The organism is Arthrobacter sp. 05L417, assembly GCF_056397865.1.
In genome coordinates this window covers 31625-42899 of sequence record NZ_JBFTOG010000037.1, presented here as the reverse complement: position 1 = coordinate 42899, position 11275 = coordinate 31625, and the positions used below count along the sequence as shown (strand labels likewise).

The following is an 11275-nucleotide window of genomic DNA, read 5'->3' as shown; positions in this document are numbered from 1 at the left end:
CTGTCGGACCATGAGTCGGCTATCAGTCGACTCGTTGCGAAAGACCATTCGGATGGCATAGAGTCGTGAGCACGTTCCTATTCGATTACGAGACCAATCGGCTTCCCACTCATTGCCGGCAGGTACTCGACGCGATCGAGAAAGACAGCAGCATGACGACTCCTGACGACCCAACGCCCGTCTTCGACGAGGACTTCGACACCCCCTCGACCAACCCTGTCGCCGACGCCTTCACCGAGGTCATGACGTACTTCGCCGACGGCGGCGACATCGCCCCGCAAAACGAAATAGTCACGCGCGCGACCGAGGTCTACCTCCAGCTGATCGACCCGTCAGACCCGCCGGCACCGCGCCTGCTCGAGAAGCAGCTGCTCGCGATCGTGAACGGCGTCTCCAAGGCCGAGAACAGCAAAACCAAGGTGGCTGCCGAGAAGCTGCCCCTGGCCCGGCACCTGACCTACTGGCAAGTGGCGCAAATCCTGTTGAGTCTGCACCACGTGATCCGCATCGCCCCCAGCGCCAAGGACACTGACCGCGAGTACGACCTGCTGGCGATGTACCAGGCCACCGGCCCGGGCCGCGGCACGTACACCACCAGCGAGGACGACATCCGCACCACGGCACGCCGTTACAACACGCAGCTGACACTCAAGGAGTTCGCCGAGGTCCTGGCAGTACTCCGCGAGGACAGCCCGCGCCGGCACCAGTGCAGCCACAGAGACCTCATCGCCGTGAACAACGGCGTGTTCCACTACGGCCGCGAGGCCCGGGACATCCATGAGGGCGGCAAGGCCTTCCACTTCGAACCCAAGTCGCTCGTACCCTTCGACCCGGCACTGGTGTTCCTGGCCAAGTGCCACATCGACTACGTCGAAGACCCGGACAACCCGGTGATTGTCCACCCTGTCGACGGCTCGGTCTGGGACATCGAGTCCTGGATCCGCGAGCTCTCCGACGAGGAGGGTATCCCCGAGCTGCTCTGGGAGGTCATCGGCGCGATCATCCGGCCGCACGTCAGCTGGGGTAAGACTGCCTGGTTCTATTCAGAACAGGGCAACAACGGCAAGGGCACGCTGTGCTCGCTCATGCGCAACCTGTGCGGGCCACGCTCGCACACCTCGATCCCGCTGAGCGACTTCGGCAAGGACTTCGCGCTCGAGCCGCTCGTGCGCGCCAACGCGATCATCGTCGACGAGAACGACGTGGGCACCTTCATCGACAAAGCGGCCAACCTGAAGGCGATCGTCACCAACGACGTCATCCAGATCAACCGGAAGTACCGGATGCCGATCGCCTACCAGTTCTTCGGCTTCATGGTCCAGTGCCTCAACGAGTTCCCGCGCGTGAAGGACAAGTCCGAAAGCTTCTACCGCCGGCAGCTGTTCGTACCGTTCAACAAGAGCTTCACCGGCATGGAGCGCAAGTACATCAAGGACGACTACCTCCAGCGCCGCGAGGTCCTGGAGTACGCCCTCTGGTACGTGCTCAACCGCGCCGGCGCAGCCGACCCGGGCAACTACTACCAGCTCTCCGAGCCGGTGGCGACCAAGGACGTCCTGGCCGAGTACAAGGAGGCCAACGACCCCGTGCGCGCCTTCTGGGAAGAGTTCCGCGAGCGGCTGGTGTGGGACCTAGTGCCTTTCACCTTCACCTATGACCTCTACAAGGCCTGGTTCGCAGACGTCTCGCCCTCGGGGTCGCCGGTGAGCAACAAGCAGTTCATCACGGACCTGGTTGCGATCGTGCGGCCTGACCCGCTGTGGCACTGCCCGGACAAGAACAAGAAGATGCGCCCCGGCCAGATGATGGCCACCCCGGAGACGACCATCGCCGAGTACGAGCTGAAGAAGTGGATGAACCCGCACTACAGCGGCTCGGACCCGAAAAAGAAGTCGCAGCCGGTCCTTCAGGCCAACTACCGCGGCCTGCTCCGGCACACAGGTCCCGCCGCCCAGGTGGACGCCGACGACGAGGACACCACAGGAGAGGACTGATCCGACCATGACCACAATCGCCAGGGCCATCACCGAGCTCGCCCGGGCGGTGACCGACCTCGCCAAGCAACAAGGCAGGGCGAGCACCGCGCTGGCCGATGTCGCCCGCGAACAGCGGATCACCAACCTGATCGTCCGCTCGCAGATCAGTGCCGACCCGGAGGAGAAGCGGCGGCTCGTGGCTGAGGCCTCCAGCCGGATGGACGCCCCGCGCCGCCGCTCTCCACACAACCCGATCGACTGAAGACAAGAACGGAAAACAGGACATGACGCAGCCGCACCCGAACGAACCGAACTGGAAAGACGGATGTGCAGGAGAGGGAGTCTCACCCGGAAAGGAATGCGCCGACTGCACCGGCCAGCGTGAGCACTTCGGCTACTCCCTGGTGGGAGGTCGATGGGCCCGCGGTGCCCGGCCGGTCCCCGCGCCCGTCACAAGGAAGAAGCGCCGCCTAAGGCCATCCGCGGCAGCGCCCGGCACCCCGACCAGATAACTGCATACCCCGGCCGTGACGGCCGGTGACGACCGAAAGGCCAGACCCATGACCACCCAGCGCACCCCCGTCACAGCTGAGACCGCGCTCTTCACGTTCTACGACATCGAATCGCTGTCGAACGTCTTCACGCTGTGCGCCTACACCCCGCGGCCGCGCCGCGCCGTCCATGACCTGGAGATCTTCTTCCTGGCCGACAACCCGGCGCTGGTCGCCTCCGTCGACCCCCAGGCCCTCTACGACACCGTGATCCGCTCCAACCCGGGGCTGCCCGCGGTCAGCGTCCAGCTTTGGAACCTCGGCGGCGAACGGGGCAGCCTCCGGCTCGCCGAACTGATGGGCCTCTCGAACGCCGACCAGGTGTGCAACCACTCCGACACAGGCGGGTACCCCGCGGCGCTGCGTCCGGTCTGCGACACAGACCCCGAGTACGACCCGGCACTGCATCCGTTCCTTGCTGGCTACAACTCAATGAACTATGACACGACCATGGTCGCGCTCTACCTCAACGAGGCGTTTCCGGCCCCGGGCAGCGGTCGGCCGTTTCAGCCGACCACGGCCCGTACTCTGCGCGACCACAACGACCAGCTCTTCTCGTCCCAGCACATCGAGTACATGCCTGGCTACCTCGGCTGGGACGGGGCGGCTGGGAAGATCCGCCGCGCCATGCTTCACTCGGGCCGGCACCTGGACGTGGCCCGGCTGAACGAACTGCAGTCCAAGGTCAGCCTCAAGCGCCTGCTCGGGATGCTCGGCCGCCAGATCAAGGAATCCGAGAAGCTCAGCCATGACACGAGCATCGAGGCGGTAGAGGATCTCTATGAGCTGCTGGCCTACAACGTCTCGGACTGCCTTGGTCTGGCCCAGCTGTTCCGGCACCCGGCGTACGCGAGCAACTTCGATCTCAAGGCCGCTCTGCTCGCCCAGTTCACCGAAACGGTGTTCACCAAGAACGGTGCGGTGCGCAAGGACCGGCTGGCAGTCGACTCCTCATCGGCAAAGTTCGTGGGCCGCATCCTCGCACCCTACGCCTCACTGGATGACATCGAGGCGGTGTCCTTCGTGTATCCGCACCCCGAGGTCGCTAAAGAACGCGGGATCGAGCCGGTCAACGTGCTCGACGAGTGCGTGCGCTTCTTCGAGGAGAACGTCGCGCCCGACCCGGCCACCCACTCCGAAGTAACTGCAGCCCAGCGCGAGGCCCACCGGCAGTTCCTGCAAGTCGTGGCGTACTACCGCTCGATCGAGGGGCAGAACTTCAACGACTCCGAGGAGTACCGCGACAAGTTCAGCCTTCCGGCCCGGTCTCTGCGCGATGTGCCCAAGACCCCAAACAACGTGCCGTATTTCCGGGCGGACGCCTCGCCGTCGTCCTGCTTCGCCACGTTCTCCACCGGCGGCATCCATGGGGCCGAAGCCGACCTGTCGGTGTTCAACGCCGAGAAGGTCGAGCACAACGATCAGACCATGATGCTCATCCGGGCAGCGCAGGCCTTCCCGGACGCAAAGGACTTCGTGGCCGAAACCAAGCGTCAGCACGCCATGCTCCGCCTGCCCGACGGCACCTTCGTCGACAAGCGGCTGGTCCTGCTGGGTTCGGACCCGGAGAAGGTCAAGTACCGCAAGCCGAAGAAGGACGACCCTGACCAGGCCGGGCAGCTCGCCCGGGCCCAGGCCCAGGTGCCTGGCCCGGCGGACCTGTTGACCACCCAGCGGCCCGAGGCGGAGGCGCTGAACGTCGTCCTGCCCGACCGCGGTGTCCTGGAAGGCAAGGTGGTACTCGCCAACAGCACGGCCACCAATGCCGCCTACCGCGATGAGCCGGCCAAGAAGAAGCCGGAGCTGTTCATCGCCAAGGAAGACGGCTCCGACAAGCTGCACACGAAGTTCGCACGCACCTCGGCTGGCCTGGTGATCCACGAGGACTTCACCAGCTACTACCCGAACCTGCTGCGCAACATGCGGGCGTTCTGGAACCCCGAGCTGGGTGAGGACCGCTACGCGAAGATCTTCTTCGACAAGGAGCGCTACGGCCAGGAGATCAAGGGGCTGAAGAAGCAGCTGGCGCAGCTTCCGGGCGACAGCCCTGAAGCTGCGCGGCTGAAGGCTCAGATCGCCGGGCTCGGCGTGCTGCGCAACGGCACGAAGCTGATCCTCAACTCGGCCTCGGGCGCAGGCGACGCAAGTCACCGGACGCCGATCCGGATGAACAACCGCATCATCTCGATGCGCATCCTTGGCCAGCTGTTCAGCTGGCGGATCGGACAGGCCCAGACCCTGGCCGGGGCGCGGATCATCTCCACCAACACCGACGGCCTCTACTCGGTCGTCGGCGGCGAGAACGGATTCGACGAAGCGACCAACAACCGGGTGCTCGCCGAGCAGCAGGAGGCCATCGGCGTCGACATCGAACCTGAGCCGATGTTCCTCATCAGCAAGGACTCGAACAACCGCCTGGAGCTGGAGGCCCCGGAGCCGGGGCGGTCCGTGGCAGACAGTCCGATCATCGCCGCCGGTGGCGGCACGCTGGCCTGCCACGCGGGCCCGACTCCGACGAAGTCGCTGGCCCACCCGGCCGTGATCGACTTCGCCCTGGCCCGCTACCTGCAGACGGTGGCGAGCAGGGGAGAGTCGGCGATCGCGGAGCCCTTCGACCTGATGCTGGGCCGGAAGGTGATCGAGGAGGCGGTCCTGGAGGACGACCCGATCCGGTCGCTCCTGTTGTTCCAGAACGTTATCGCGGCCTCCCGCGGCTCGATCACCTACCCCTTCTCGGCTGAGCCCATGGACCCCGCCGTGGGTGTGAAGTACAGCGAGCAGGGTCACGTGACCAACGTCCGCGACCCGCAGGTGCTGCAGATGGTCAACCGGGTGTTCATCGTCCGCGAGGGTACCGAGAACGCCCGGAGCCTGCTCAACGCCGGTGCCTGGAAGGTCACCGCGGCCAGCCAGGCCAAGCGCCGCGAGGAGGACATCGGCCGGACCAAGCGCGACCCGGTCGCGTTGGAGGTGCTGCGTCACCACGGCTGGGCGCGCTCCCGCGCCGAGGCCAGCATGTCGGACGGGCTCGCCGTGCTCCCGGACGACCAGGACGTCGTGGTGCGGCGCATTAACGCCATTGACCCGACCTGGTCGATGGTCGTCGTCAACGACGATCTGCACCAGCTGCCGGCCGACCGGATCGAGCGGCTCATCGCCTCGCTGGACCTGGACACCTACGTCCGGATGCTCGAGGAGACGTTCACCAAGAACTGGATGAACGAGGCCGCCTGAGCCAATCCGTCAACGCCCGAACGAGGGGGGCCGCGCATGCCGCGGCTCCCCTTGTTCACTTCTGTGCACCATTGTGAATGGTTCCGCACAGATCATTCACTTCGAGTCATAATTGAGTATGAAAGGCAATTGAGACTCGTCACGACACGACCACGAGAGGCCATCATGTCCCAGTCAACACTCCCCGTCCGTTCCACTGATCCGGAGACCTCCTACGCCGCCGCCGTGAAGGCCGCGCTCGGCGCATCCCGCGTCCGTCCCATCGTGCTCGACATCGTCCGCGAGAAGGGCCCGCTCACCCACGACGAGCTCATCGCCGCTGACCACGACCGCGTCGTCACCAGCCTCGGCGAGGTGCCGCGCTCCTCGGACTCCGGCATCCGCACCCGGCTCAAGGAGCTCGCCCACCAGGGCCTGGTGACCGTCGCCGACACCGACGGCTTCTCCAACTACGGCAATGCGGCCAAGCGCTGGGTCGTAGTCGACCCTGACGACCCGAGCTTCGTCTACGACCCGGACGCCATCGCTGCCTACATCGACGACGAGGACATCGTCGGCTTCGGGCACTTCCTTGACGGCGACGCCTCCGACGCTGCCGGGACCGACGAGGACTGATCCCCCATGCCGAGGAAGAAGAACCAGCGGGAGAAGGCCGTCGAGCAGTACCTGCTCACGCAGTGCCGCCGGCACCGTCTGTTCTGCCTGAAGTTCGTGTCCCCGGCCCGCGGGGGCGTCCCCGACCGAATCGTCCTCACGCCCACCGGCACGGTCTTCGTCGAGGTCAAGCGACCCGGCGGAGACCTCGAGAAGCGCCAGCGCGTCATGCACGCCAAGATGCGCCGTTTCGGTGCCGAGATCCACGTCGTGGATGACGAGCAGGCCGTCGACGCCTTCATCACCCACGTGCTCGGTTACCGCCGGATCGAGAGCCAGCAGAAAGCAGCATCATGACCGCAACAGCCACGGCCGCGGGCCCGGAGACAGCCGCCCGCGACTACGAAACGAAAGACTCGGGATCACGCAGGGTCACCGCCTCCGGCATGCAGCGCGAGGTGAAGACAGGCCAGCCCCGCTTCGACCTGCTCGTACCGCTTCAGGTGCCCTACCAGGACCAGCTGCTCACAAGGACGGCCGCGCTCGTGGAGCGTGGAGCGCGCAAGTACGACTCGCGCGACTGGGAGCAGGCCAGCACTGCCGCAGAGATGGAGGAGTTCCGCGCCAGCGCCTTCCGCCACTTCATGCAGTGGATGGGAGCACCCAGCCGCCTTCTCCCGCTGGTTCGACGCCCAGCCCGAGGGCCTGCCTGCGGACCAGCTCATCGAAGTCTCGTTCGACGGGGCCGGGGAGCCGGCCTTCCAGACCGTGCCTGTCGACGCGCCCGCACAGCCCGATGCACCGGAACAAGACCAGCCGGAGCCCGCGACGGCCCGGCCCACCCGCCGCCGGGGACACCTGATGATCGCGCCCGAGCCCGGGCAGGAAGCAGAGGACGACATGACCGCCGAGGCCAAGGAAGATTTGCCGTTTGCGACGCCCATACCCGATGCGGCCGTCGGAGATGCCTCTGCCGAAGCGGTGCTTGAGCGCGTACGCACCGCGCTGGGTGAGGACCCGCGTGTCACCGCCCTGCAGCGCAGGATCGTCGGGCTGGAGGCAGAGCTCGCCGCCCAGACACGCCGGGCCGATGACGCCGAGGTCCGCCTGGGCCTTATCCGCGAGGCATTCCATGCCTGATCCCGACTACCGACAACCGACGAGAGGAGGCCGCACACCATGACCACGACCATCGCACCACCGCAGCCGTCACCCGCGCCCATCGTGCTCAAGCCCTACCAGCAGCAGATCCACGACTTCCTCGTCAGCCGCCCCTTCGCCGGAGCCTGGCTTGGTGTCGGAGCCGGGAAGACGCTTTCGACCCTCAGCGTCCTGCAGACAGTCCGGCCGATGGGCCACATCCTCGTCGTCGCACCGATCGCGATCGCTCGCTCGACCTGGCTCGACGAGATCGACAAATGGGGATTCCCGATCCGAACCAAGTCGCTCATCGTCAACGAGAACGACCGGAAGCTGCCCAAGGAGAAGCGACTGGAACGCTTTCGGGAAGTCTTCTCCGACCCGCCGACGATGTACTTCGTCAACCAGGAGTTGCTGACCCAGCCCTCCCGGGGTGCGCGTCTGCTCCAGCTGACCGGCGACCCCACCGGCGATGCCATCGCCGCCGGGATCTCACCGGAGGCCGTGCGGCTGCGCGGGCTCATCGAGACGATCGGACCAATGGCCCAGGAGCAGCTGATCGGACACTTCCTGCAGCTGGCTGCCGGGCAGTCCGGAACCAAAGCCCCCACCAAGACCGCGGTCAAGGAGGCGATCAGCGAGCTCGTCACCCGCGGCGCGCTGGAGCGCGAGAGCCACGACTGTCGCAGCTGCGGCGGCGACGGCTGCGCGCAGTGCCGCTACGGCCTGGTCGACCAGATGCCGATCCAGTCCATCAACGGACAGGACACCCTCATCTGGCCGTTTCAGACGGTGATCATCGACGAGTCGCAGGGCTTCAAGTCCCACAGCAGCGCCCGGTTCAAGGCCTTGAAGGCGGTCCGCCCGGCCATCACGCGGCTCATCGAGCTGACCGGCACGCCGAGCCCGAACGGGCTGCACGACCTGTGGAGCCAGATCTACCTGCTCGACCAGGGCGAGGCCCTGGGCCGGACCATCACGGAGTTCCGCAACCGGTGGTTCATCCCGAAGATGGTGCCTGGCACCACCACCCCGGCGAAGTGGATCCCGACCCCGAACGCCGAGGCCGAGATCCATGAGGCCATCAGGCACCTGGTGATGAGCGCGCAGAACACCAACCTCAACCTGCCGGGCCTGACGATCCAGGACGCCAACGTCACCCTCCCGCCGGACCTCATGCAGGCCTACAAGGAGTTCAGGCGCGACCTCGTGCTCGACGTCATGAAGACCTACCAGGACGAGGACGGCAAGCTCACCCAGAGCGTTGAGTCGATCGTCGCCGAGAACCAGGCGGTCCTCACCAGCAAACTGATGCAGTTCGCCTCGGGGACGCTCTACACGGCCGACCCGGAGGACCCGGCGACCAAGGGCCAGTACGAGGTTATCCACGACAAGAAGCTCGAAATGGCCGAGTACCTGGTGCGCAACAGCGGGGGAGACCCCGTGCTGGTCGCGTACCACTTCCGCTCTGACCTGGAGCAGCTGATGGCGCGCTTCAAGAAGGCGGGCATCGACGCGCAGGTCTTTGACGGCTCGCGGGAGATGGTCCGCCGGTGGAACGCCAAGCAGATCCAGGTGATGCTGCTGCACCCCGCGGCGGCCGGCCACGGCCTGAACCTGCAGGACGGCGGCTCGACGATGATCTGGTACACGCTGCCGTTCTCGCTCGAGCACTACCTGCAGACCAACGGCCGTCTCTACCGCACGGGGCAGACCAAGCCCGTGGTGATCCACCGGATTATCACCAAGGGCACTCATGACGAGCGGATGCCCGGAGTCCTGGCAGAGAAGCAGCAGGTCCAGGACGACCTCATCTCGGCTGTGTCCGGCGAGGAGGCGATCCTCGTCGCCCTCGAGGAGGAGATCCAGGACGACCTCAACGACCTGTGGGTCTCCGAACGGGTCTGACCAACCCATTCCGACGCCGCGGAGCGCCAGCCACACGCCGGCGCTCCGCGGCGCACCACCCCGACCCCAGTGCCACCCGGCCCGAGGAGGACTGATCCATGAATGACCCGAAGCACCAGGCCTGGCCCGACGGAGCGCGCGTGCGCTTCACCGCCGAGGCCAGGGAAGCCATGCAGGCGCGGCCCGGAACGAAGCCGCTGCGCGCACCGGCCCTCGGGCCGAACACGGACTACACGATCGACAACACCGACGACGGCCTGCGCGACGTCGTGCTGCGCGAGACCGGGGAACGCTACGGCGTGCTCTGGCTCTAGAGCGCAGAGCACGAACCCGTCGACCCCGACGTCGCGCTGCTCGAGGAGCTCTTCGACCGCGAGCTGCCGGCCAGCTTCGACCCCACCCGGGGGACAAGGAGCGTCACTCGCCATCACGGAGCAGGGATGGCCACAGCCGGAGCCCGGCCCGCCACGACCGTAGTTCCGCGCGGCAACTGGATGCAGACCTACACGGGTCGCCGGTTCTACCCGCTGGACCCGCGGCCCGAGGACGTGGACATCGCCGACATCGCACACGCGCTGTCCATGCAGTGCCGCTACAACGGCCACGTCCGCCGGTTCATGTCCGTCGCCGAGCACTGCGTACTCCTCTCGCGACTCGTCGCCCCGGAGCATGCGCTCTGGGCGTTGCTGCACGACGCGACAGAGGCATACGTGGGCGACATGGTCCGCCCGCTGAAGCTTCACATGCCGGAGTACCGGGCCGTCGAGGACGGCGTCATGGTCGCCATCGCCCAGAAGTTCAGCATCGACCCCGCCATGCCCGCCGAGGTGAAGCACGCCGACTCGCGGATCCTGCTCGACGAGCGCGCGGCGCTGCTGGGCGAGCCGGCGGGGGACTGGGAGGTTCCAGGTCAGCCCTTCGGGATCGAGATCCAGGCCTGGAGCCCGGATGCTGCCGAGCTCGAGTACCGCCTGCGCTTCGCCGAGCTGACTGGAGACCCGGCCGGTCTGCCCGTCGGGCTGTGCGGAGACCGGGAGGACCACCTGCCCCACACCCACCGCAGCGCCTCGCTTGGCGGGCTCTGGTGCTCCGCTGACCAGGACTCCCGCCTCCCCTGGGCCGCCGAACGTCGGCAGACCCAACCCGGAAACGCAGGAGAACAGCCCCATGGCTGAGACCAGGATGACCGGGACGGAACGCATCGCAGCTGGTTCATGACCGACCGGTGACCGGCACCCTGCGGGTGCTGGTCACCGGAGGGCACAGCGTCGGGGTCGGCAGGGCCGACCCGGGTGCCGGGGCAGTGATGCCGGGGGTCGGGTCCCGGCCCGGTCCCCCCTCATTGCCACGACACCACAACGAGAAGGAGCGAGTCCCATGGCTGAGCAGCCCATCTACCGGCTCCCGCCTGCGGGCTGGTCGGACTTCGGCGCACACATAGACCAGCCGGAGGTCCGCCTCGAGTTCTCGGCCGAGACCGGCGAGGACGGGATGCCGCTCTGGGAGCGGCCCATCGACATCCGTCACGACGACCAGGAGGTCTCGCCATGAAGGCGTACAGCACGCAGACCGAACGCACCTACGATTCCTGGGAGGACCTGGTGGCCGAGGAGGCCAACGGCTACGGCGTCGTGGTGATGATGCAGGCCGAGAGCCTGAAGTCCGCCAGCCCCCAGACCTACTCGCACCTGATTGGGCCGTTCGACGACCAGAAGAAGGCCCGGAACAAGGCCGCAGCCGTTCGCCGCGCCTGGAAACGCGCCAAGGACCGCGACCCCCGTATCCAGCTGCTGCGCGTCTCGGTCGAGCCCATCTGGCCCGACCTGCGCTTCGGCACCAGGAACTGAGACCTAATTCCACAACCAGCGCCAC

12 protein-coding genes are annotated in these 11275 nt (G+C 66.6%); all 12 read left to right on the top strand.

Annotated elements, in window-relative coordinates:
- The first annotated feature begins 65 nt into the window (after positions 1-65).
- The 12 genes from AC1DJW_RS21195 to AC1DJW_RS21140 all read left to right on the top strand — a co-directional run bounded on the left by AC1DJW_RS21195 (position 66) and on the right by AC1DJW_RS21140 (position 11250).
- Positions 66-1994, top strand: a complete 1929-nt coding sequence (locus AC1DJW_RS21195; RefSeq protein ID WP_476902428.1) for a DNA primase family protein — start codon at positions 66-68, stop codon at positions 1992-1994.
- Between the two features lie 7 nt (positions 1995-2001).
- Positions 2002-2238 carry a hypothetical protein gene (locus tag AC1DJW_RS21190; RefSeq protein ID WP_476902427.1) on the top strand — a complete coding sequence of 79 codons (237 nt, stop codon included), beginning with the start codon at positions 2002-2004 and terminating at the stop codon, positions 2236-2238.
- A gap of 298 nt (positions 2239-2536) precedes the next feature.
- Positions 2537-5761, top strand: a complete 3225-nt coding sequence (locus tag AC1DJW_RS21185) for a hypothetical protein (protein ID WP_476902426.1) — start codon at positions 2537-2539, stop codon at positions 5759-5761.
- A 165-nt stretch (positions 5762-5926) separates the two neighbouring features.
- Positions 5927-6376 (top strand): hypothetical protein, encoded by a 450-nt coding sequence (locus AC1DJW_RS21180; protein WP_476902425.1) that lies wholly within the window; start codon positions 5927-5929, stop codon positions 6374-6376.
- Positions 6377-6382: 6 nt separating this feature from the next.
- The gene (locus AC1DJW_RS21175) at positions 6383-6712 is read left to right on the top strand and encodes a VRR-NUC domain-containing protein (protein WP_476902424.1); all 330 of its coding nucleotides are present in this window, start codon (positions 6383-6385) and stop codon (positions 6710-6712) included.
- Entirely contained in the window at positions 6709-7344 is a 636-nt protein-coding gene (locus AC1DJW_RS21170) for a dATP/dGTP diphosphohydrolase domain-containing protein (protein WP_476902423.1), read from the top strand. The genes AC1DJW_RS21175 and AC1DJW_RS21170 overlap by 4 nt, the downstream gene beginning before the upstream one ends.
- Positions 7337-7495: a hypothetical protein gene (locus AC1DJW_RS21165; RefSeq protein WP_476902422.1), complete on the top strand. Its 159-nt coding sequence runs from the start codon at positions 7337-7339 to the stop codon at positions 7493-7495. Before AC1DJW_RS21170 ends, AC1DJW_RS21165 begins: the two co-directional genes overlap by 8 nt.
- Positions 7496-7534: 39 nt before the next feature.
- Positions 7535-9403, top strand: a complete 1869-nt coding sequence (locus AC1DJW_RS21160) for an SNF2-related protein (RefSeq protein WP_476902421.1) — start codon at positions 7535-7537, stop codon at positions 9401-9403.
- Between the two features lie 98 nt (positions 9404-9501).
- Positions 9502-9717 carry a hypothetical protein gene (locus AC1DJW_RS21155; protein WP_476902420.1) on the top strand — a complete coding sequence of 72 codons (216 nt, stop codon included), beginning with the start codon at positions 9502-9504 and terminating at the stop codon, positions 9715-9717.
- A gap of 126 nt (positions 9718-9843) precedes the next feature.
- The gene (locus tag AC1DJW_RS21150; RefSeq protein ID WP_476902419.1) at positions 9844-10578 is read left to right on the top strand and encodes an HD domain-containing protein; all 735 of its coding nucleotides are present in this window, start codon (positions 9844-9846) and stop codon (positions 10576-10578) included.
- A 202-nt stretch (positions 10579-10780) separates the two neighbouring features.
- Complete coding sequence (locus tag AC1DJW_RS21145; protein ID WP_156400143.1) at positions 10781-10954, top strand: hypothetical protein; 174 nt, start codon at positions 10781-10783, stop codon at positions 10952-10954.
- Complete coding sequence (locus AC1DJW_RS21140) at positions 10951-11250, top strand: hypothetical protein (RefSeq protein ID WP_142938863.1); 300 nt, start codon at positions 10951-10953, stop codon at positions 11248-11250. Before AC1DJW_RS21145 ends, AC1DJW_RS21140 begins: the two co-directional genes overlap by 4 nt.
- Positions 11251-11275 lie beyond the last annotated feature (25 nt).